Origin of the sequence: Streptomyces sp. NPDC008317, assembly GCF_042955955.1 — a bacterium.
Classification (GTDB): domain Bacteria; phylum Actinomycetota; class Actinomycetes; order Streptomycetales; family Streptomycetaceae; genus Actinacidiphila.
On record NZ_JBIBFQ010000004.1, the window covers coordinates 149,516 to 170,592 of the forward strand.

At 70.4% G+C, this 21,077-nt stretch carries 20 protein-coding genes and 3 tRNA genes; 11 read left to right on the forward strand and 12 right to left on the reverse strand.

Features of this window, described 5'->3' with window-relative positions; all coding sequences use genetic code 11:
• Positions 1 to 6 precede the first annotated feature (6 nt).
• Together cofC and ACFY9V_RS14100 are read left to right on the forward strand one after the other, a co-directional pair.
• Positions 7 to 660: a 2-phospho-L-lactate guanylyltransferase gene (gene cofC, locus ACFY9V_RS14095; protein ID WP_355349436.1), complete on the forward strand. Its 654-nt coding sequence runs from the start codon at positions 7 to 9 to the stop codon at positions 658 to 660.
• 71 nt (positions 661 to 731) lie between these two features.
• On the forward strand, positions 732 to 950 hold the full coding sequence (locus tag ACFY9V_RS14100) for a hypothetical protein (RefSeq protein ID WP_391050364.1): 219 nt from the start codon (positions 732 to 734) through the stop codon (positions 948 to 950).
• 174 nt (positions 951 to 1,124) lie between these two features.
• On the opposite strand, the gene ACFY9V_RS14105 is transcribed toward ACFY9V_RS14100, so the two are convergent.
• The 4 genes from ACFY9V_RS14105 to leuC form a co-directional block, all read right to left on the reverse strand.
• The gene (locus ACFY9V_RS14105; protein ID WP_355349430.1) at positions 1,125 to 1,742 is read right to left on the reverse strand and encodes an HU family DNA-binding protein; all 618 of its coding nucleotides are present in this window, start codon (positions 1,740 to 1,742) and stop codon (positions 1,125 to 1,127) included.
• A gap of 132 nt (positions 1,743 to 1,874) precedes the next feature.
• On the reverse strand, positions 1,875 to 2,099 hold the full coding sequence (locus ACFY9V_RS14110) for a hypothetical protein (RefSeq protein ID WP_188284977.1): 225 nt from the start codon (positions 2,097 to 2,099) through the stop codon (positions 1,875 to 1,877).
• A gap of 220 nt (positions 2,100 to 2,319) precedes the next feature.
• Positions 2,320 to 2,925 carry a 3-isopropylmalate dehydratase small subunit gene (gene leuD, locus ACFY9V_RS14115; RefSeq protein ID WP_355349427.1) on the reverse strand — a complete coding sequence of 202 codons (606 nt, stop codon included), beginning with the start codon at positions 2,923 to 2,925 and terminating at the stop codon, positions 2,320 to 2,322.
• 6 nt (positions 2,926 to 2,931) lie between these two features.
• Positions 2,932 to 4,356 carry a 3-isopropylmalate dehydratase large subunit gene (gene leuC / locus ACFY9V_RS14120; protein WP_355349424.1) on the reverse strand — a complete coding sequence of 475 codons (1,425 nt, stop codon included), beginning with the start codon at positions 4,354 to 4,356 and terminating at the stop codon, positions 2,932 to 2,934.
• Between the two features lie 183 nt (positions 4,357 to 4,539).
• Here leuC and ndgR point away from each other — a divergent pair, with 183 nt between their 5' ends.
• The gene (ndgR, locus tag ACFY9V_RS14125; protein ID WP_188284974.1) at positions 4,540 to 5,256 is read left to right on the forward strand and encodes an IclR family transcriptional regulator NdgR; all 717 of its coding nucleotides are present in this window, start codon (positions 4,540 to 4,542) and stop codon (positions 5,254 to 5,256) included.
• Between the two features lie 155 nt (positions 5,257 to 5,411).
• Here ndgR and ACFY9V_RS14130 read toward each other — a convergent pair.
• The 6 genes from ACFY9V_RS14130 to ACFY9V_RS14155 form a co-directional block, all read right to left on the reverse strand.
• A tRNA-Glu gene (locus ACFY9V_RS14130) sits at positions 5,412 to 5,484 on the reverse strand.
• Between the two features lie 61 nt (positions 5,485 to 5,545).
• A tRNA-Glu gene (locus tag ACFY9V_RS14135) sits at positions 5,546 to 5,618 on the reverse strand.
• 27 nt (positions 5,619 to 5,645) lie between these two features.
• Positions 5,646 to 5,717 (reverse strand) — tRNA-Gln (locus tag ACFY9V_RS14140).
• 86 nt (positions 5,718 to 5,803) lie between these two features.
• On the reverse strand, positions 5,804 to 6,523 hold the full coding sequence (locus ACFY9V_RS14145) for an HAD-IA family hydrolase (protein ID WP_391050365.1): 720 nt from the start codon (positions 6,521 to 6,523) through the stop codon (positions 5,804 to 5,806).
• A 22-nt stretch (positions 6,524 to 6,545) separates the two neighbouring features.
• Complete coding sequence (locus ACFY9V_RS14150) at positions 6,546 to 7,361, reverse strand: fumarylacetoacetate hydrolase family protein (RefSeq protein WP_355349418.1); 816 nt, start codon at positions 7,359 to 7,361, stop codon at positions 6,546 to 6,548.
• Positions 7,362 to 7,396: 35 nt separating this feature from the next.
• Complete coding sequence (locus ACFY9V_RS14155) at positions 7,397 to 7,600, reverse strand: hypothetical protein (RefSeq protein ID WP_188284971.1); 204 nt, start codon at positions 7,598 to 7,600, stop codon at positions 7,397 to 7,399.
• A 580-nt stretch (positions 7,601 to 8,180) separates the two neighbouring features.
• Between ACFY9V_RS14155 and ACFY9V_RS14160 the strand changes: the two genes are divergently transcribed.
• From ACFY9V_RS14160 to ACFY9V_RS14195, 8 genes are all read left to right on the forward strand, one after another.
• Positions 8,181 to 12,317 (forward strand): nitrate- and nitrite sensing domain-containing protein, encoded by a 4,137-nt coding sequence (locus ACFY9V_RS14160; RefSeq protein ID WP_391161467.1) that lies wholly within the window; start codon positions 8,181 to 8,183, stop codon positions 12,315 to 12,317.
• Positions 12,318 to 12,326: 9 nt separating this feature from the next.
• On the forward strand, positions 12,327 to 12,740 hold the full coding sequence (locus tag ACFY9V_RS14165) for a roadblock/LC7 domain-containing protein (RefSeq protein WP_317452960.1): 414 nt from the start codon (positions 12,327 to 12,329) through the stop codon (positions 12,738 to 12,740).
• A 73-nt stretch (positions 12,741 to 12,813) separates the two neighbouring features.
• Positions 12,814 to 13,221, forward strand: a complete 408-nt coding sequence (locus ACFY9V_RS14170; protein WP_093717892.1) for a DUF742 domain-containing protein — start codon at positions 12,814 to 12,816, stop codon at positions 13,219 to 13,221.
• Positions 13,202 to 13,810 (forward strand): ATP/GTP-binding protein, encoded by a 609-nt coding sequence (locus ACFY9V_RS14175; RefSeq protein WP_391050368.1) that lies wholly within the window; start codon positions 13,202 to 13,204, stop codon positions 13,808 to 13,810. Before ACFY9V_RS14170 ends, ACFY9V_RS14175 begins: the two co-directional genes overlap by 20 nt.
• A 489-nt stretch (positions 13,811 to 14,299) precedes the next feature.
• A complete protein-coding gene (locus tag ACFY9V_RS14180; RefSeq protein WP_391161468.1) occupies positions 14,300 to 17,401 on the forward strand; it encodes a nitrate- and nitrite sensing domain-containing protein in 3,102 nt (1,033 codons plus the stop codon).
• A 9-nt stretch (positions 17,402 to 17,410) separates the two neighbouring features.
• The gene (locus ACFY9V_RS14185; RefSeq protein ID WP_033173109.1) at positions 17,411 to 17,824 is read left to right on the forward strand and encodes a roadblock/LC7 domain-containing protein; all 414 of its coding nucleotides are present in this window, start codon (positions 17,411 to 17,413) and stop codon (positions 17,822 to 17,824) included.
• Positions 17,825 to 17,918: 94 nt separating this feature from the next.
• Entirely contained in the window at positions 17,919 to 18,497 is a 579-nt protein-coding gene (locus ACFY9V_RS14190; protein WP_391050370.1) for a DUF742 domain-containing protein, read from the forward strand.
• Positions 18,478 to 19,077: an ATP/GTP-binding protein gene (locus ACFY9V_RS14195; RefSeq protein ID WP_355349403.1), complete on the forward strand. Its 600-nt coding sequence runs from the start codon at positions 18,478 to 18,480 to the stop codon at positions 19,075 to 19,077. The genes ACFY9V_RS14190 and ACFY9V_RS14195 overlap by 20 nt, the downstream gene beginning before the upstream one ends.
• Before the next feature lie 102 nt (positions 19,078 to 19,179).
• Here ACFY9V_RS14195 and ACFY9V_RS14200 read toward each other — a convergent pair whose 3' ends face one another.
• Both ACFY9V_RS14200 and ACFY9V_RS14205 read right to left on the reverse strand, forming a co-directional pair.
• On the reverse strand, positions 19,180 to 19,389 hold the full coding sequence (locus tag ACFY9V_RS14200; protein ID WP_391050371.1) for an acyl-CoA carboxylase epsilon subunit: 210 nt from the start codon (positions 19,387 to 19,389) through the stop codon (positions 19,180 to 19,182).
• 14 nt (positions 19,390 to 19,403) lie between these two features.
• A complete protein-coding gene (locus ACFY9V_RS14205) occupies positions 19,404 to 20,987 on the reverse strand; it encodes an acyl-CoA carboxylase subunit beta (protein WP_355349397.1) in 1,584 nt (527 codons plus the stop codon).
• Positions 20,988 to 21,077: the final 90 nt, after the last annotated feature.

Consider the following 21,077-nt stretch of genomic DNA (forward strand, 5'->3'; position numbering starts at 1 on the left):
GGTGCGGTGGCGATAGATGTGACCTGGAAGTGGTCCCTTGTCGTGCCGCTGAAGCCGCTGGCCGTGGCCAAGAGCCGGTTGGCCACGGCGGCCGGTGCGGTACGGCCCGCGCTGGCCCTGGCGTTCGCGCTGGACACGGTCGCGGCGGCGCTGGCCTGCGCCGAGGTGGCCGACGTGACCGTGGTCACGGACGACGAGCGGGCCGGGGCGGAGCTGGCCGCCCTGGGTGCCTTCGTGGTGCCCGACGCCCCGGCGGCGGGGCTGAACGCCGCGCTGCGGTACGGGGCGGACCGGGTGCGGGCCCGCGATCCGTACGCGGCGGTCGCGGCGCTGAACGGCGATCTCCCGGCCTTGCGGCCCGCTGAGCTGGCGTGGGTGCTCCGGGAGGCCGCGGGCGGCCAGGAGCGGGCTTTTCTGGCCGACGCGGCCGGTGTGGGGACAACCTTGCTCGCCGCTCCGCGCGGTTCGGCCCTCTCCCCCGCCTTCGGCGGCGCCTCCCGCGCCCGCCACCTGGCCACCGGGGCCCGCGAGATCGCCCTGCGACGGGTGCCGTCGGTGCGGCAGGACGTGGACACCGGCGACGACCTGCGCGCGGCCCTGGCCCTGGGCGTCGGCGAGCGTACGGCGCTGGCCGCCGCCGGGCTGCTGATCGCGGACTGAACCACCGGCCGGGCCGGGCACCCGTGCCGTGACCGGCGGTCTCCCCCGGGCCGGGCACTAGGCTGCGGCCCATGCAGGCAACCGCGTTCACCTACGACCCCGAGACCCGCGGCGGCAGCGTGCTCCTCGACGACGGGACGCCGCTGCCCTTCGACGCCGCCGCCTTCGACGCGGGCGGCCTGCGCCTCCTGCGCCCCGGCCAGCGCGTCCGCATCCGCACCGACGGCTCCGCCGACACCCGCCGGGTGGTCTTCATCACCCTCCAGACCTTCCCGGACCCTGCGGCGTAGCGAAGCTCCCTGACGCAGGGCGGTTCGCCGGTAGCCGGCGAGCCAAAGGCGGGTCCAAGCCGCCCATGGGGGCACCCCCGGACGGAGTCCGGGGGAGAGAAGGCGGCCAAAAAACGAGCGCGGGCCGGGCTCCCCTGGGGGAACCCGGCCCGTCGCGGTCCGTGGGACGGACTACTACCTGGTGGCGCTCCGCTTGGCGGCGGTCTTGCGGGCGGTCGCGCGCTTGGCCGGGGCCTTCTTCGCGGCGACCTTCTTGGCCGGGGCCTTCTTGGCCGCCGCCTTCTTGGCGGTGGTCTTCTTCGCCGTGGCCTTCTTGGCGGTGGTCTTCTTGGCCGCCGTGGTCTTGGCCGCGGCGGTCTTCTTGGCGGCGGAGGCCTTCTTCGCGACCGTCTTCTTGGCCGCGGTGACCTTCTTGGCCGCCGCCTTCTTGGTGGTGGTCCTCGTGGTGGTGGAAGCGCCGCCGCTGAGGCTGCCCTTGGGCGCCTTCTTCACCGCGACGTCGTTCTTCGGGAGCTTCTTGGTGCCGCTGACCAGGTCCTTGAAGCCCTGACCCGCGCGGAACCGCGGCACCGAGGTCTTCTTGACCCGGACCCGCTCCCCGGTCTGGGGATTGCGGGCGTAACGGGCCGGACGCTCCACCTTCTCGAACGAACCGAAACCGGTGACCGAGACCCGGTCGCCCGAGACCGTCGCACGGACGATCGCGTCGAGAACCGCGTCAACCGCGTCCGCGGCGGCCTGGCGGCCACCTACCTTGTCGGCAATCGCTTCTACGAGCTGCGCCTTGTTCACGTCTTCCCCTTCGGAAACTTGCCCGGCGAATGAGTGCGGGCTTTTTCGCACGCTAGGCGGATATATACCGCAAATCAAATACGAAACGGGCGAATCACCCTTGTGCCGCAACGAACTCGGTGCTCTACGGGATCAGCGATCCGGGATTCCGAGGTCGTCCAACTCAGCCGTTAACACGTCCAGGCGCCGTGCCGCGTCGGCGAGATCGTGCTTCGCCACAGCGGTCACCGCGAGCAGCCGGCGACTCAACTCCCGCCGTGTCCCATCAGGGACTTCGGGATTCGCGACGCGCAGATGCGCCTGCTTCAGACGCGCGGCGAGAACCCCGTAGAGCTGGAGTTGGCCGTCGCGTTCCATGCGTCGATTGTGCCATCTGCGGCGAGTTGTCGGGAGCGACAGGGCCAACCGGGTGTTCCGGGCCGTTTTCCGGACACTCCTGGACCGCCCGGACGGACCCTCCTGGGCCGCCCCCACGGGCACTTCGGGACCGGCCCAGACATCGCCCGGACACGCAGAAGCGCCCTCTGCGGACGGGCAGAGGGCGCTTCTTGGGGCCGAACAGGGCCGAACGGGTCGGTCAGACCTGCACGGTGCTCGGCTTGAAGGACGGGCGGCCGGCTTCGAACGCCGAGATGTCGGCCTCGTTGGCGAGGGTCAGACTGATGTCGTCCAGCCCTTCCAGCAGCCGCCAGCGGGCGTTGTCGTCCAGCTCGAACGCCTCGGTCAGCGACACACCGGGGCCCTCGGCGCGCACCTCGCGGGCCACCAGGTCGACGGTGATCTCGGCCTGCGGGTCGGCCTCGACCAGCTTCCAGAGCGATTCCACCGTCTCCTGCGGCAATACGACCGTGAGCAGGCCGTTCTTCAGCGAATTGCCGCGGAAGATGTCCGCGAAGCGGGACGAGATCACGGTCTTGAAGCCGTAGTTCTGCAAGGCCCAGACCGCATGTTCGCGCGACGAACCGGTGCCGAAGTCGGGTCCGGCGACGAGCACGGTGGCGCCCTGCCGCTCGGGGGCGTTGAGGACGAAGTTCTCGTCCTTGCGCCAGGCTTCGAACAGGCCGTCCTCGAATCCGTTGCGCGTGACCTTCTTCAGCCAGTGCGCGGGGATGATCTGGTCGGTGTCCACATTGCCGCGGCGCAGCGGTACGGCCCGGCCGGTGTGCGTGGTGAAGGCTTCCATGGGGGCTCAGACCTCCGTCAGGACAGGGGCGTCGGACAGGTCGGCGGGCGAGGCGAGGTGGCCGAGCACCGCGGTGGCGGCGGCCACCTGCGGCGAGACCAGGTGCGTACGGCCGCCCTTGCCCTGCCGTCCCTCGAAGTTGCGGTTCGAGGTGGACGCGGAGCGCTCGCCGGGGGCGAGTTGGTCCGGGTTCATACCCAGGCACATCGAGCAACCCGCGTGCCGCCATTCGGCGCCGGCGGCGGTGAACACCTTGTCCAGGCCCTCCTCGACGGCCTGCAACGCGACCCGTACGGAGCCCGGCACGACCAGCATGCGGACGCCGTCGGCCACCTTGCGGCCCTCGACGACCGACGCGGCGGCCCGCAGGTCCTCGATCCGGCCGTTGGTGCAGGAGCCGACGAAGACGGTGTCCACGGCGACCTCGCGCAGCGGCTGGCCCGCGGACAGGCCCATGTACTCCAGCGCCTTCTCGGCGGAGAGCCGGTCGCCGGGGTCGGCGAAGGACGCCGGGTCCGGCACGGCCGCGCTCAGCGGCGCGCCCTGGCCGGGGTTGGTGCCCCAGGTGACGAACGGCGCCAGGGTGGCGGCGTCGATCCGCACCTCGTGGTCGAAGACCGCGTCGTCGTCGGTGCGCAGCGTCTTCCAGTACGCCACCGCCGCGTCCCAGTCCGCGCCCTTGGGGGCGTGCACGCGCCCTTCCAGGTAGTCGAACGTGGTCTGGTCGGGGGCGATCATGCCGGCCCGCGCGCCCGCCTCGATCGACATGTTGCAGACGGTCATCCGCGATTCCATCGACAGCTTCTCGATGGCGGAGCCGCGGTATTCGATGACATAACCCTGGCCGCCGCCGGTGCCGATCTGCGTGATCACGGCGAGGATCAGGTCCTTGGCGGTGACGCCGGGGGGCAGTTCGCCGTCCACGGTGATCGCCATCGTCTTGAACGGCGCGAGCGGCAGCGTCTGGGTGGCCAGCACGTGCTCGACCTGGGAGGTGCCGATGCCGAACGCCAGCGCGCCGAAGGCGCCGTGCGTGGAGGTGTGCGAGTCGCCGCAGACCACGGTGGTGCCCGGCTGGGTCAGCCCGAGCTGCGGGCCCACCACGTGGACGACGCCCTGCTCGACGTCGCCCAGCGGGTGCAGCCGTACGCCGAACTCCGCGCAGTTCTTGCGCAGCGTTTCGAGCTGGGTGCGGGAGACCGGGTCCGCGATGGGCTTGTCGATGTCGAGGGTGGGGGTGTTGTGGTCCTCGGTGGCGATGGTGAGGTCGGTACGCCGCACCGGTCGGCCGTTCATCCGCAGCCCGTCGAACGCCTGGGGGCTGGTCACCTCGTGGAGCAGGTGAAGATCGATGAAGAGCAGATCGGGCTCGCCCTCGACGCGGCGGACGACATGGTCGTCCCAGACTTTTTCCGCGAGTGTCCTACCCATCGCTGTCCCTCCGGCCCGCACCCTCGCGGGCCAACTCGTGTGTGGTGCACGTGTATGCCGGACGCCGTCGGTTCCCCTGGTGTCTCCGCGGGAGCACGGCGGTCCTGCCCTGTGCCCCCAGCCTGACGGCTTCCCCGGAAAATTGAGCTTGCGTTTCACAGTGTGAGACGCGAATATCGTTGCATGGACAATTCTAGCGGCGTCGGCGTTCTCGACAAGGCGGCTCTGGTGCTCAGCGCACTGGAGTCGGGACCGGCCACCCTGGCCGGCCTCGTCGGCGCCACGGGCCTGGCCCGCCCCACCGCGCACCGCCTGGCGGTCGCGCTCGAACACCACCGCATGGTGGCCCGCGACATGCAGGGCCGTTTCATCCTGGGACCGCGGCTGTCGGAGCTGGCCGCCGCCGCGGGCGAGGACCGGCTGCTGGCGACGGCGGGCCCGGTCCTGACCCACCTGCGGGACGTCACGGGAGAAAGTGCCCAGCTCTACCGCCGTCAGGGCGACATGCGCATCTGCGTGGCCGCGGCGGAGCGCCTTTCCGGCCTGCGGGACACCGTGCCGGTCGGCTCCACGCTCCCGATGAAGGCCGGGTCCGCCGCGCAGGTCCTGATGGCCTGGGAGGAGCCCGAGCGGCTGCACCGCGGCCTCCAGGGCGCGCGCTTCACCGCCACCGCGCTGTCGGGCGTACGCCGCCGCGGCTGGTCGCAGTCGATCGGCGAGCGGGAGCCCGGTGTCGCCTCGGTGTCGGCGCCCGTCCGCGGCCCCTCCAACCGCGTGGTCGCCGCCGTCTCCGTCTCGGGACCGATCGAGCGGCTGACCCGGCACCCGGGGCGGATGCACGCGCAGGCCGTCATCGACGCCGCGGCCCGGCTGAGCGAGGCGCTGCGCCGCAGCGGCTGAACCGTCCTCGGCAGGGGCCGCCGGTGCGCGAACGCCCCTGCCCGGTACGGCGGTTGGACCGCGGGAGAGGACGACGGCCGGAAACGGCGGCCGGAAACGAAAAAGGCCCCCACCTGAGTGAGGACCTCGGCCGTACCGTTACTTCTCTGCTTGCGTACCCCCGACCGGATTCGAACCGGCGCTACCGCCTTGAGAGGGCGGCGTGCTAGGCCGCTACACAACGGGGGCCCTAGCGATCCTGCATCATGACCAACGGGTGCGACCCAGGTGATCACGCGGGAAGGATCTGTACCCCCGACCGGATTCGAACCGGCGCTACCGCCTTGAGAGGGCGGCGTGCTAGGCCGCTACACAACGGGGGCTCGCACTGCAATGCACTGAACTATGCGCTGGGGTACCAGGACTCGAACCTAGAACAACTGAACCAGAATCAGCCGTGTTGCCAATTACACCATACCCCATCAAAACGCAACCCCTTGCGGGATTGTGCTTGGATCACGCCCCCCTGCCGGACCTTTCGGCCCTCTCGGGCGGCGCAGGAAGAACATTACCCGATGCGGGACACCGCTCCAAAACGAGTATCGCCGCGCAGCAGGTCAGCAAGCTCGGCGAGACCGGTGATGCGGGTGAGGTCGGGACGGGAGCCGAGGTCGTGGCGGTCCAGCCAGATGCCGACCAGGCCCGCGTCGGCCGCGCCGCGGGCGTCGATGTCCGGCTCGTTGCCCACGTACGCGACCTCGTGCGGCTCCAGGGACAGCGCCTCGCAGGCCGCGTGGAAGGCCGCGGCGGCGGGCTTGGAGACCCCCAGCTCCGCGGCGCACAGCAGCACCTCGAAGCGGTCCCGTACGCCCAGCGCGCGCAGCTTGCGGTCCTGTACGACGAAGGCGGAGTTGGACAGCACCGCGTGCCGGTAGTGGGGGGTGAGGCCGTCCAGGGCGGGTACGGCGTCGGGGAAGAGGGACCAGGCGGCCTCGTAGTGCGTGCGGTGGCGGTCGAACCACTCCTCGGCCTCCGCGTCCGTCAGCGGCAGCCCCAGGAAGTCGCGCACGCGGTCCCTGCGCTGCGCCTCGAAGTCGCACTCCCCCGCCGAGAACCGCGCCCAGTGGAGCTCGGTCAGCTCGGCCCAGCGCAGCACGGCGGCCTCCACGCTCCCGCACCCGTCCGGCAGTCCCTCGACGGCCAGATGGGCCCGCAGGCCGACGCGGTCGGCGCTCGCGTAGTCGAAGATCGTGTCGTCGATGTCCCAGAGAACCGCTCGTATCGGCATAACGCCCAGGGTACGAAGCGGGTCAGCTCCGCGCGACGACCTTGTTGGTCAGGGTGCCGATGCCCTCGACCGTCACGGAGACCTCGTCCCCCGGCCGGATCGGGCCGACGCCCGCGGGGGTGCCGGTGAGCAGCACGTCACCGGGGAGCAGCGTCATCGCCTCGGTGATGTTGACGATCAGGTCCTCGATCGAGTTGATCATCTGCGCGGTGCGGCCCGCCTGGCGCAGCTCGCCGTTGACCGTCGCGGTGATGGCGAGGTCGGAGGGGTCGAGGTCGGTCTCGATCCAGGGGCCGAGCGGGCAGGAGGAGTCGAAGCCCTTGGCGCGCGCCCACTGCTTCTCGGTCCGCTGGGTGTCGCGGGCCGTCACGTCGTTGGCGCAGGTGTAGCCGAGGATGACGTCGCGGACCCGCTCGCGCGGCACCTCGCGGCACAACCGGCTGATGACGACGGCCAGTTCGGCCTCGTGGTGCACCTCCTGCGAGAAGGAGGGGTACACGATCGGGTCGCCGTGGCCGATCACGGAGGTGGAGGGCTTGAAGAAGGCCCAGGGCGCCGTCGGCACCTCGTGGCCCAACTCCTTCGCGTGGTCAGCGTAGTTGCGGCCGATGGCGACGACCTTGTTCGGCAGCACGGGCGGCAGCAGCCGCACCTTGTCGAGCGGGACCCGCGTACCGGACAGCTCGAAGTCCGCGAAGGGGATGCCCTTCATGATGTTGATGACGAGGCCGTCGTGGCCGGCTGTTCCGCCGTCGCCTTCGCCGCCGTCGGTGCCTTCGGCCGCTTCGACAGCCCCAAAGGCGACATTGCCGTCGATCGAGAACCTCGCGATACGCATGGGCCCAGCTTAGTGGCCGGGCCCATACGCGCCGATCAGGCGGTGGGCAGCTCGTGCAGGACGGTGCGGCGCGGGTTCGCGGTGACCTGCGGCAGGGGCTCGGCGACGGCCTGCTCGGCGGTCGTGGCGGCTTCGGTGTCCGACGCGGCGGGGACCCCGAGTTCAGCGGCGTCCTTGAGGTGCGCGAGGGTGGTGCGGCGCGGGTTCGCGATCGGACGGAACAGCATGGTGGTCTTCATCGGCCGTGTGGACCTCGGTGACTCGGGGCGCCCGCAGGGCGCGGGTTGACAGAAAACCGCGATGTGTAAAGCACCAGGCTAGTGCGGCCCTTTCCCGGAACAACGTGGCCCAGACATGCACCAGGCTGTGATTTTGCTCACTAAGTGAGTCGCAAAGCAGGCATTGCGCGCATCCGACCGGCAGACTCAAACCGGTCAAGTCCCACACAGTCGTACGATTCAGCTGTCATCGACCCGGCTGGGACAGCGAGTGACTCGTGCGAACAGGGGGGTGCTAGGTCCGGAATCCCCCGCTTTCACCACATCAAATGTCAACACTCAGTGCTTGGCCCGACGCGACGAGTAACGGATTCCAACAGGTCGGCTACGGCCCTTGTTGGGAGATCCAGCACTGTGCTGGAATTCCCCGGACCGCCGCATCACATCGAGCCGGCGCGCAGGGGGCGCGTTCGAGCACCGAGCGGTGGTGAAGGGCATCAATCGGCCTCCTCGCAACCCGGGGCGGCCTGAGCCCCCATGACTCGACACCGTCCTGTCCGCTTCATCGCGGGGGACGCCTGGTCCAGAGGTTGCGACGCTAGTGCAGGGACGTTTCAAGAGGGACAGCGGCGCTGCGGGCGACCCGGAGCAGCAGCCCGGCGGGACCGGCAACGGCCCGACACCGCAGCAGGCGGGTGACTCGGCGAGCACTGCGCCGGGCACGACGGCTGCCACCGGACGACCGAGCACGCCCAGCGGCATCGAGGCGGGCAAGATCACCGGTCTCGCGGGCAAGCCGGGGCCCCGAATAGCCATGCGCAACTGGCGCATCAGCACCAGACTCGTCTCCCTGCTCGCCCTCCCGGTGGTCACGGCCACCGTCCTGGGCGGCATGCGCATCAACAGCTCGCTGGACAACATCAACCAGCTCGAGCACATGAAGACGCTGACCGACATCACCGAGCACGCGACGCAGCTCGCCGCCGCGCTCCAGGAGGAACGGGACAGCTCGGCCGGACCGCTGTCGTCCGGCGACAAGACCAACGACGCGGTGGAGGCCTCCCGGCAGGCCACCGACCGCGAGTACAAGCAGTATCTGAACGCCAGCGACAACGTCTCCGAGCGCGACCCGGTCTTCTCCGGCGTCCGCGCCACCCTGCTGGCGATCGGCACGCAGCTCGCCAACCTGGCGGAGATCCGCGACGAGGCGTACACCTCGACCTCCACCATCTCGCAGACGGTCTCGCAGTACGACGACCTGGTGCAGTCCCTGCTCTCGCTGTCCCAGGACATGGCGCAGGCGACCAACAACCCCGAGATGATCCAGAGCACCCGCGCGCTGGCTGCCTTCTCCTCCGCCAAGGAGTACGAGTCGATCCAGCGCGCGGTGATCAGCGCCGCGCTGGCCACCGGCGGCAAGCTGAACGCCAACGACTACCAGTCGGTGAAGTACGGCGCCGCGAACGAGGACACCGCGCTCACCCGGTTCCAGAAGATCTACGGACCCAAGAGCGCGGCGCTGCTGACCCCGATCGAGGGCGGCAACCTCACGATCAGCGCGCACGACACCACGCGCCAGCGCATCGCCGCCTCGCAGAACGCGATCACCAAGATCGACAGCTCGTACCTCGACTGGGACGACGCGGCCAAGACCAAGATCCAGGCGATGAGCCAGATCGAGCGGTCGCTGCTCAACGAGATGCAGCAGAAGGCCCTCAAGCTGCAGAGCGAGGCCAAGCAGTCCGCGCTGATCTCCGGCGCGATCATCCTGCTGGTCCTCGGCGTCGCCGTGGTCGGCGCCTTCATCGTGGCCCGCTCGATGATCCGGTCGCTGCGCAGGCTCCAGCAGACCGCCAACGACGTGGCCCAGAAGCGGCTGCCCGAGCTGGTCAAGCAGCTCTCCGAGACCGACCCGCAGGACGTCGACACCTCGGTCGAGTCGATCGGCATCAACAGCCGCGACGAGATCGGCCAGGTGGCGCGGGCCTTCGACGAGGTCCACAGCGAGGCCGTACGACTCGCCGCCGAGCAGGCCCTCCTGCGAGGGAACGTCAACGCGATGTTCACCAACCTCTCGCGCCGCAGCCAGGGCCTCATCCAGCGTCAGCTCTCGCTCATCTCCGAACTGGAGTCCCGCGAGGCCGACCCGGACCAGCTCTCCTCGCTCTTCAAGCTCGACCACCTCGCGACCCGCATGCGCCGTAACGGTGAGAATCTGCTGGTCCTCGCCGGTGAGGAGCCGGGCCGCCGGTGGACCCGCCCGGTCCCGCTGGTCGACGTGCTGCGCGCCGCCGCGTCCGAGGTGGAGCAGTACGAGCGGATCGAACTGACGTCGGTACCGTCGGCCGAGGTCACCGGCCGTATCGTCAACGACCTCGTCCACCTGCTCGCCGAGCTACTGGAGAACGCGACGTCGTTCTCCTCGCCGCAGACCAAGGTGAAGGTCACCGGTCACTCGCTGCCGGACGGCCGGGTGCTGATCGAGATCCACGACACCGGTATCGGCCTGTCGCCCGAGGACCTCGCGGACATCAACGAGCGGCTGGCGAACCCGCCTACGGTGGACGTCTCCGTCTCCCGCCGCATGGGTCTGTTCGTGGTCGGCCGCCTGTCGCTGCGGCACGGCATCCGGATCCAGCTCCGCCCGTCCGACTCCGGCGGTACGACCGCGCTGGTCATGCTGCCCGTGGACGTCACGCAGGGCGGCCGTAACCCCAAGAACATCGGCCAGATGGGCGGCGGGCGCCCCGCGGGCGCTCCCCCGGCCGCCGCGGGCTCCGGCATCGCCGGCGCGTTCGGCAACTCGCCCAACTCCGCGCCGGTCAACCGGCCGCCGCAGCGCACCCCGGTCGCGGGCGGCCAGCAGCGTCCGGCGCTGAGCCCCGGAGCGGGCCGTCCCGGCGGTCCCCCGCAGCAGGGCGGCACGCCGCGCTGGGCGCAGGACCAGAACGGCGGCCAGCAGGGCTTCCCCGACGACCGCGGTCTCCAGGACACCCCGCGCGGCCACGAGGACGTCGAGGCGGCCTCCGCCTTCGACGCTCCCGGACAGGGCCCGCGCGGCGACTTCCAGCAGCCCGGTGGCGCCTTCGGCCGTCCCCCCGGCGGCGGTCAGGACTTCGGCCAGGGCGGTCAGGGCGGTCAGCAGGGCGGCCAGAACTTCGGCGGCCGGCAGGGCGGTCAGCAAGGCGGTCAGCAGAGCGGTCAGCAGCAGCCGGGCCAGTTCCCGCCGCCGCAGCCGCAGAGCACCGGCCCCTCCGGCTTCCGTTCCGACGTGTTCGGCGGTCGCTCGGGCCCCGCGCCGCGGCAGAACGGCCCCGCTGACACCGCGCAGTTCCCGCCGGTCCGCGACGACGACTTCGCACCGACCGGCCAGGGCAACCAGGGCCAGGGCGGCCAGGGTCACGGCAACCAGGGCAACCAGGGCAACCAGGGCGGCGGTCGCGGCACCAGCGACACCGGGCAGTTCCCGGTGCAGGGCGGCCCCAACCCGGGCCTGCCGCAGCGCGGCGCCCGCAGCCCCGAAGAGACGTACAGCACGGGTCAGTTCGCGATGCCCGGCCAGCCGCAGGGCGGCCAGGGCCAGGGCGGTCCCGGCGACACGGCGCAGTTCCCGGCCGTGCAGGCCGACGGCACCGGCGAGTTCCGGATGCCCGGCCAGCAGCCGCAGGCCCGTCCGGGCCAGGGCGGTCAGCAGGGACAGGGCGGTCAGCCCGGTCAGCAGCAGGGCTTCCCCGGCAACAACCAGTACCAGGGCCCGCCCCCCAGCGGCCCGCGCCCCGACGCCTTCCCCGGCCAGGGTCTGCCGCAGCGCGGCGGCCCCCAGCAGGGCAACGGCGGCCAGGGCTACGACCAGAACCAGCAGCAGTACCAGGACCCGTACGGGACCGGGCAGTTCCCCGTGCAGCCGCAGCAGCCGCAGCAGGGCAACACCGGTCAGTACCCGGTCCAGCAGCCGATGCAGAGCCCGCAGCAGCCCCAGGCGCCGCAGCCTCAGCAGCAGCAGCCCCAGCAGCCCGCCGAGCCGATGGCGCTGCCCCCGGCCCCGACCCGCGGGGACGAGCCGACGCCGATCTTCTCGTCGATCGAGTCGGACTGGTTCCGCACCGGCCAGGCCGAGCGGATGCAGCAGATCCACGTGGAGCAGAGCGCGCGCGGCCAGGAGGCCCCGCCGGTCCGCCCGGTGGGCCGTACGGCTCCGCCCGCGGCCCCGCAGCGGTTCCGCCCGCAGCGCCCCGGCACGACGGCGCCCGGTGTCGCCAATGGCAACGGAAACGGCAACGGCGGCAACGGCGGGAACAGCGGGAACGGCAACGGGAACGGCGTCCAGCGCCCCGGCGGCGGTCAGCAGCAGCCCGTACAGGCGCCGCCCGCCTCCGTGCCCGCTTCGGCGCAGTACCAGGGCCAGGCTCCCGCCGCTCCGGTGGCGCAGCCGCTGCCCAGGGAGACCCCGAACTGGCGGACCTCGCCCAACGACGCGCTGCGTCAGCGGGCCGAGCAGATCCGCGAACCTTCGGCCGGCGGGGTCACTCCGTCGGGGCTGCCGCGCCGGGTGCCGAGGGCCAACCTCGTCGCCGGTGGCGCGGCGCCGCAGCAAGCGCCGCAGGGCGGCCCGCAGATCTCGCGGGCGCCCGACGACGTACGCGGACGTCTGACCAACCTCCGCCGTGGTATCCAGCAGGGCCGCGAGGCCGGGGGCAACACCGACGGCCGTGGTTTCGGTACGAATCAGGAGCGTTAGTTGAGTGCGATGAGCCAGGCGGCACAGAACCTGAACTGGTTGATCACCAACTTCGTGGACAACACCCCCGGGGTGTCCCACACGGTGGTGGTCTCCGCCGACGGCCTGCTGCTCGCGATGTCCGACGGATTCCCCCGCGACCGCGCCGACCAGCTCGCCGCCGTCGCCTCCGGGCTGACCTCCCTCACGGCCGGGGCGTCCCGGATCTTCGAGGGCGGCGCGGTCAACCAGACCGTGGTGGAGATGGAGCGCGGCTTCCTCTTCATCATGTCGGTCTCCGAGGGTTCCTCCATCGCCGTGCTGGCGCACCCCGAGTGCGACATCGGCCTGGTCGGCTACGAAATGGCCCTGCTCGTCGACCGAGCGGGCACCGTCCTCACCCCGGATCTCCGTGCAGAGCTCCAGGGCAGCCTCATGCACTGAACCATCCGTCTCCCCCCATGTTTTTCCGTACTTCCCGCACCGCGACAGCACTGCCCGGACACGGAGGACCCTCATGACCCCGCCACCCGCTTCGCCGGGCCCGTACGGCGCGTCCCACCACGCGCCGTACGGGGTGGAAGGCGATCAGCCGCTGGTTCGGCCGTACGCCATGACAGGTGGCCGCACTCGGCCCCGCTACCAGCTCGCCATCGAGGCGCTGGTCAGCACGACCGCCGACCCGGGGCAGTACGCGGGGCTGCTGCCGGAACACCAGCGGATCTGCCATCTCACGCGCGAGATCAAGTCGGTCGCGGAGATCTCCGCTCTGCTCGCCATCCCGCTCGGTGTGGCCAGGATTCTTGTGGCCGACCTCGCCGAGGCCGGCATGGTCGCCATCCATCAGCCGGGCAGCGGCGAGGCGGGCGGCCAGCCTGATGTGACACTGCTTGAGAGGGTGCTCAGTGGACTTCGGAAGCTCTAGGCCGCAGCCGCAGCCGGCGTACGGCGCGCAGCAATCGGTGCGGTCCACCACGTCTGCGAAGATCGTGGTGGCGGGTGGCTTCGGTGTCGGCAAGACCACGTTCGTGGGTGCCGTGTCGGAGATCAACCCGCTGCGCACCGAGGCCGTGATGACCTCGGCCTCGGCCGGGATCGACGACCTGAGCCACGTCCAGGACAAGACCACCACCACGGTGGCCATGGACTTCGGCCGTATCACCCTGGACGACGACCTGATCCTGTACCTGTTCGGGACGCCCGGCCAGGACCGTTTCTGGTTCATGTGGGACGACCTGGTGCGCGGTGCGATCGGCGCCGTGGTGCTGGTGGACACCCGCAGGCTCGCGGACTGTTTCCCGGCCGTCGACTACTTCGAGAACAGCGGCCTGCCGTTCGTCATCGCCCTCAACGGCTTCGACGGACACCAGCCGTACCGTCCGGAGGAGGTGCGCGAGGCCCTCCAGATCGGGCCCGAGGCACCGATCATCACGACCGACGCCCGCCATCGCGGCGAGGCGAAGAGCGCGCTGATCACGCTGGTCGAGCACGCGCTGCTTGCCCGGCTGAAGTAGCGGGCAGGCTCGGAAGAAGGCTCAACAGACAGGCGCCAGCGGCGAGTTGCTGGTGAAAACAAGCCACGGGGACCGGCTGTGTCAGGAGACACGGCCGGTCCCCGTCTTCATAACATTTCGAGAGAGTTTCGGCGGGCGTCGAACACGGCTCGCGCTCAGCCGGTGTCGCAGCGCGTACATCTGTCATATGGTTTGACGGGGGATTTTACTTATGCCCGTTTTATCTTCGCCGTTACTGTGCCGCGTCCCATATGCCGGACGTTTGGCTGGGGCCTACATGACGTGCTGGAATTCGCAGAACCCGAGAGTAGTAACGGCCTTCGTTCGTGCCGTCGCCGAGAGGTTGTTGGTCCAGTGAGGAACACGAGGCGAGCAGAAGCGGGCCCTGCTCAGGGTCCGCGGGGGAACTTCACGCCGCCCCAACGTCCCGGGGGCGCACCCGCCATCTCGGCTCCCGAGCCGCCGGACGACCCGGGCACCCGGCTGAGCATGCGCAACTGGCGGGTCGCGACCCGCCTCAACGTCATCCTGCTGATCCCGGTCCTGGTCGCCCTCGTCTTCGGCGGCTTCCGGGTCAAGAGCTCGGTCGACACCTGGAGCCAGGCCGACGACGCCGTACGTACCGCGAATCTGGTACGCGCCGCCACGACCTACAGTCACGCACTGATCAACGAACGTGATGTCACCGCGGTTCCGCTGCTGGCGGGAAAACGTGACGATCCGGCGGTCTCCACCGCCCGCGCCGCCACCGACGAGGCGGCCCGCGAATTCGACGCCGCCGCGGCCAAGATGCCGAACGAGGCCGGGCTCAAGCGCCGGATGGCCAACTTCAGGACCGTCGAGCCGCAGCTCGCCACGCTCCGCAAGGTCGCGTACACCCGTCAGCTCTCCGGGGTGCAGACCGAGGAGTTCTACGTCAAGATCCAGCACCCGCTGTTGGAACTGGACAATGAGCTGGGTTACGGCACCAGCAATGTCACCGCCTACGGCCGCACCCTCTACGCGGTGTCACTGGCCAAGGCCGCCGAGTCCCTGACCAGGTCGATCGGCACGCACATCCTGGTGCAGAAGCCGGTCTCCGGCAAGGAGTTGGCCCTCCAGAAGACCGCGCTGGGCTCGTACCAGTACCTCCAGGGCATCTCGGTCGCGGAGTACAACGGCAGCGGTACGGCCGCGGACGTGCAGCGGCTGAAGGACGCGCAGGCCGCGGCGGAGAAGAAGGGCACCGACCTGATCGGCGAGGCGCAGCGCAAGGCGGAGGCCGCGCACACGGCGTTCGTCGTACCGCCGGACCTGCCGAAGATGGTCACCGAGATCGCCACGCCGGGGAAGACCGTCGCGCAGCTGCGCGCCGAGGGCATCACGCCCGAGTCGTACTTCGCCGCCTCCACGCTCTCCTTCGACGCGTATCACACGGTCGAGAACTCGCTGGCCGACCAGGCCGCCGCCGACGCCTCGACGATCGCGTCGAACGCCAAGCGGGACGCGATCGTGAACTCCGCGATCGTGATCGTGGCGCTGATCCTGGCCTTCATCGTGGCGGGCATGATGGCCCGCTCGATGAGCCGGGCGATGCGGCGGCTGCGCGGCGCGGCCTTCGAGATCGCCGAGACGCGGCTGCCGTCGATGGTCGACCAGCTCTCGCGGACCGACCCGGGCCGGGTGGACACCACCGTGGCGCCGATCCCGATCAACAGCCAGGACGAGATCGGCGAGGTCGCGCGCGCCTTCGACCAGGTGCACCGCGAGGCCGTGCGGCTCGCCGCGGAGCAGGCGCTGCTGCGGGGCAACGTCAACGCGATCTTCACCAACCTCTCGCAGCGCAACCAGGGCCTCATCCAGCGCCAGCTCACCCTGATCACCGAGCTGGAGAACAACGAGGCCGACCCCGACCAGCTCGAGCACCTCTTCCAGATGGACCACCTCGCCACCCGCATGCGCCGCAACGGCGAGAATCTGCTGGTCCTCGCGGGTGAGGAGCCGGGCCGGCAGTGGAATCAGCCGATTCCACTGGTCGACGTGCTCCGCGCCGCCGCGTCCGAGGTGGAGGCGTACGACCGTATAGAGCTGGTCGGCATCCCGGAGACGGACATCCACGGCAGCGCTGTGACCGACCTGGTGCACCTGCTGGCCGAGCTGCTGGAGAACGCGACGACGTTCTCCTCGCCGCAGACCAAGGTGCGGGTGACCGCGACCCGGCTGCCGGACGGCCGGGTGATGGTGGAGATCCACGACAAGGGCATCGGCCTGACCGCCGAGGACTTCGCCGACATCAACCACAAGCTGGCCGACCCGCCGACGGTCGATGTGGAGATCGCCAAGCGGATGGGCCTGTTCGTGGTCGGGCGGCTGTCCGACCGGCACGGCATCCGGGTGCAGCTCAGGCCGTCGGGCGAGCAGGCGGGTACGACCTCGCTGGTGATGCTGCCCGAGCCGATCACCCACGGCGGTGGCGGCGAGGCCCTGCTGCCGGAGGACGACGAGCGCGACTTCACCGTCTCGCGGATCGTGCCCGAGCAGTCGGTGCAGGACGTCGGCCACATGCCGACCGCGGCCGAGCTGGGCTTCGACGACTCGCGTTACGAGACCGCCGACGGTACGGCGGCGCCGACGCTCGACCCGGTGGGCCGGTCGCTGGTCCGCGAGGAGCGCCGCGCCCAGCTCGAAGCGGCCACGTCGGACCGCCAGGGCGACGAGCCCGGCTTCCCGGAGCAGAACGGTTTCCCCGGACAGGGCGGCTACCCGGAGCAGGCGGAGCAGAACGGCTACCCGGAGCAGGGCCGGCAGGCGCAGCCCGCGTACGACCCGAGCTTCGACCCCGGCTATCAGCAGCAGACCTACGAGCAGGGCTTCCAGTCCGGTTACGAGCAGCAGGGCTACCAGCGGAACGGTTTCCCCGAGAGCGCGCGGGCCTTCGACGACGGCGCGGTGCCGGGGTACGGCCAGGGCGCTCAGCAGGGCTATGACCAGGGCGTCCCGCAGGGCTTCGACCAGGGATTCGACCAGCCCTACGACCCCGCGTACGGCCAGAGCTTCCAGCCGGAGTTCACCGGTTACCAGGCCCCGTCGCAGGAGTGGCCGGTTCCGGAGCCCCCGCAGGAGCCCGAGCCGCGGGCGGACGTAACGGAATCCGCTCCGCCGCTCCCCCAGCGGCCGTCCGAGAGCGTAGGCTCCCCTTCGCTGACGGACGCGGGTTTGCCGCGCCGTGACCGCCAGCGGCCGGAACCACCTCAGGAACAGCCTGCCCAGGAGGCTCCAGAGCCCCGGCAGCACCGGGAACCGGAGCCGACGACCGAATGGCGGTCGACGAATGACGAGAACTGGCACCGGGCCGAGCAGGTCCGCGAGCCCAAGGCGGGCGGGGTCACCCCCTCGGGCCTGCCCCGACGGGTGCCCAAGGCCAATCTGGTCCCGGGTACCGCGGCGCAGACCCCGCAGGGCGGCCCACAGGTCTCCCGCGCCCCCGAGGACGTACGCGGCAGGTTGAGTAACCTGCGGCGTGGCGTCCAGAAGGGACGCACTGCTGGAACTGATACGAACGGACAGGCCACCGAGCACCCATTCGGCGGCCCCCAGAACCAGGAGCGCTAGTTGAGTCCGATGAGCCAGGCGGCACAGAACCTGAACTGGTTGATCACCAACTTCGTGGACAACACCCCCGGGGTGTCCCACACGGTGGTGGTCTCCGCCGACGGCCTGCTGCTCGCGATGTCCGACGGATTCCCCCGCGACCGCGCCGACCAGCTCGCCGCCGTCGCCTCCGGGCTGACGTCGCTCACCGCCGGGGCCTCCCGCATCTTCGAGGGCGGCTCCGTCAACCAGACCGTGGTGGAGATGGAGCGCGGCTTCCTCTTCATCATGTCCGTCTCCGACGGATCCTCGCTGGCCGTACTGGCGCACCCCGAGTGCGACATCGGCCTGGTCGGCTACGAAATGGCCCTGCTCGTCGACCGAGCGGGCACCGTCCTCACCCCGGACCTGCGGGCCGAGCTTCAGGGCAGCCTGCTCAACTAGCTCGAACAGCGTCAACAAAGAGAAGGGCAGCGGTCGTCCGAGTACCAGCCGGGTACTCGGACGGGGGATCGCAGCCGTATCAGGAGGAGGACTCGTGAGCACGTCCCCCGGTGGAGACCCGTACGGCAGCCAGCATCAGCCGCCCCTCAACCCCTACAACTTCCCCTCGGCGCCCTCTCCGGAGCCCGAGCCGCAGTACCGGCAACCGCGTATCCAGCCCTACGCGCCGCCGCAGGGCCCCCGCCACGGCGGCGGCAGCGGCGGTCACGGGGGCGGCGGCAGTTACGGGAACGGCGGTGGGAGCGGCGGCGCGAGCAAGCGGCCCCCCGCCCCTTCCGGGCTCGTGCGCCCTTACGCGATGACCGGCGGCCGTACCAGGCCGCGTTACCAGCTCGCCATAGAGGCGCTGGTCAGTACCACCGCCGACCCCGAGCGACTGCGTGGGCAGTTGCCGGAACACCAGCGGATCTGCCTGCTCTGCCGGGAGATCAAGTCGATCGCGGAGATCTCCGCTCTGCTGACGATTCCGCTCGGTGTGGTCCGGATTCTCGTGGCCGACCTGGCTGAGGCCGGACTGGTCCAGATCCACCAGCCCGGCGGCGACGAGTCCTCGGGCGGACAGCCAGCCGTGACATTGCTTGAAAGGGTGCTCAGTGGACTTCGGAAGCTCTAGCGGGGGCTCCAGCGGGGGCGATACGGTCCGCCGGTCGACCACGTCTGCGAAGATCGTGGTGGCCGGCGGGTTCGGCGTGGGCAAGACCACGTTCGTCGGGGCCGTGTCGGAGATCAATCCGTTGCGCACCGAAGCAGTGATGACGTCCGCGTCGGCCGGGATCGACGATCTGACGCACGCGCCGGACAAGACCACGACGACCGTGGCGATGGACTTCGGCCGCATCACGCTCGACGAGGATCTGATCCTCTATCTGTTCGGGACGCCGGGGCAGGACCGATTCTGGTTCATGTGGGACGACCTCGTGCGCGGCGCGATCGGCGCGATCGTGCTGGTCGACACGCGGCGCCTGGCGGACTGCTTCCCGGCCGTCGACTACTTCGAGAACAGCGGCCTGCCGTTCGTCATCGCCCTCAACGGCTTCGACGGACACCAGCCGTACGGTCCCGAGGAGGTCCGTGAGGCCCTCCAGATCGGGCCCGAGGCCCCCATCATCACGACGGACGCGCGCAATCGCGGCGATGCCAAGAGCGCGCTCATCACGCTGGTCGAGCACGCCCTGATGGCGCGGCTGCGGTAGGCGCCGGGTCCCCTCTCCCACGACGGCTTCGGGCCCCACCGCTTGCGCGGTGGGGCCCGAAGCCGTCGTGTGTCGCGCCGGGCGGCCCGTGGAAGGTGCGGCTCAGCCCTGCCAGGAGTGCGGGGCGCGGAAGCCGGGGGTGCGCTCCAGGCGGCGCCAGCCGGCCGTGGAGCGGCGCTTGGGGGTGTCGGCGGCCTCGGGGGCGTCACCGGCGGCGGCACGCGCCAGCAGGATGGCGGTGAGCGCGGCCAGCTCCTCAGGAGCGGCGTGCCCCTTCTCGACGCGCACGAGGGAATCGGCGGGAGTGCTCAAGGTGGTCTCCATGACTACTGGGGCGGGTTGCCGTGCTTGCGCGACGGCAGGTCCGCGTGCTTGGTGCGGAGCATCGCCAGCGAGCTGATCAGCACCGCGCGGGTGTCCGCGGGGTCGATCACGTCGTCGACGAGGCCGCGCTCGGCCGCGTAGTACGGGTGCATCAGCTCGGACTTGTACTCCTTGACCATGCGCGTCCGCATCGCCTCGGGGTCGTCGGCCTCCGCGATCTGGCGGCGGAAGATGACGTTGGCGGCGCCTTCCGCTCCCATCACCGCGATCTCGTTGGTGGGCCAGGCGTAGGTCAGGTCGGCGCCGATGGACTGCGAGTCCATGACGATGTACGCGCCGCCGTACGCCTTGCGCAGGATGATCGAGATGCGCGGCACGGTGGCGTTGCAGTACGCGTACAGCAGCTTCGCGCCGTGCCGGATGATGCCGCCGTGCTCCTGGGAGACGCCGGGCAGGAAGCCCGGCACGTCCAGCAGCGTGACCAGCGGGATGTTGAAGGCGTCGCACATCTGGACGAAGCGGGCGGCCTTCTCGGACGCCTCGATGTCCAGCACACCGGCCAGCGACATCGGCTGGTTGGCGATGATGCCGACCACCTGTCCGTCGAGCCGGGACAGCGCGCAGATGATGTTGGTCGCCCAGCGCTCGTGGATCTCCAGGAACTCGCCCTCGTCGACGATCTCCTCGATGACCTTGCGCATGTCGTAACCGCGGCTGCCGTCGGCCGGCACCAGGTCGAGCAGGACGTCGCCGCGCCGGTCGGCCGGGTCGTGGCTCTCGACGGCGGGCGGGTTCTCGCGGTTGTTCTGCGGGAGCAGCGAGAGCAGGTAGCGCACCTCTTCGAGGCAGGTCTGCTCGTCGTCGTACGCGAAGTGCGAGACGCCGGAGACCTCGGAGTGGACGTCGGCGCCGCCGAGTCCGTTCTGCGTGATCTTCTCGCCGGTCACGGCCTGGACGACGTCGGGACCGGTGATGAACATTTGCGAGGTCTCGCGGACCATGAACACGAAGTCCGTGAGCGCCGGGCTGTACGCCGCGCCGCCCGCGCACGGGCCGAGCATCACCGAGATCTGCGGGATCACGCCCGACGCCTTGGTGTTGCGCTGGAAGATGCCGCCGTATCCGGCGAGCGCCGAGACGCCCTCCTGGATGCGGGCTCCGGCACCGTCGTTGAGGGAGATCAGGGGCGCGCCGGCCGAGATGGCCATGTCCATGATCTTGTGGATCTTGGTGGCGTGCGCTTCGCCGAGCGCGCCGCCGAAGATCCGGAAGTCGTGGGCGTAGACGAAGACCGTACGGCCGTGGACGGTGCCCCAGCCGGTGATGACGCCGTCGGTGTAGGGCCGCTTGGCTTCGAGACCGAAGCCGACCGCACGGTGCCGCCGCAGCGGTTCCACCTCGCGGAAGCTGTCCTCGTCGAGCAGCAGATCGATCCGCTCGCGGGCGGTGAGCTTGCCCTTGGCCTTCTGGGCCTCGGTCGCCCGCTCGCTCGGCCCGCGACGGACCTGCTCGCGGATGGCGAGCAGATCGGCTACGCGACCGCGGGCGTCGTTCACGTCCGCAGGCACCTCTTGCGATGTGGTCATGCCTCGACAGTACGAGCGGGAACCGAATAACGGGCCATCTACTTCGTACAGTGTCCGTCCGCACTTCATGGTGGATCCCAACAGAAGCGC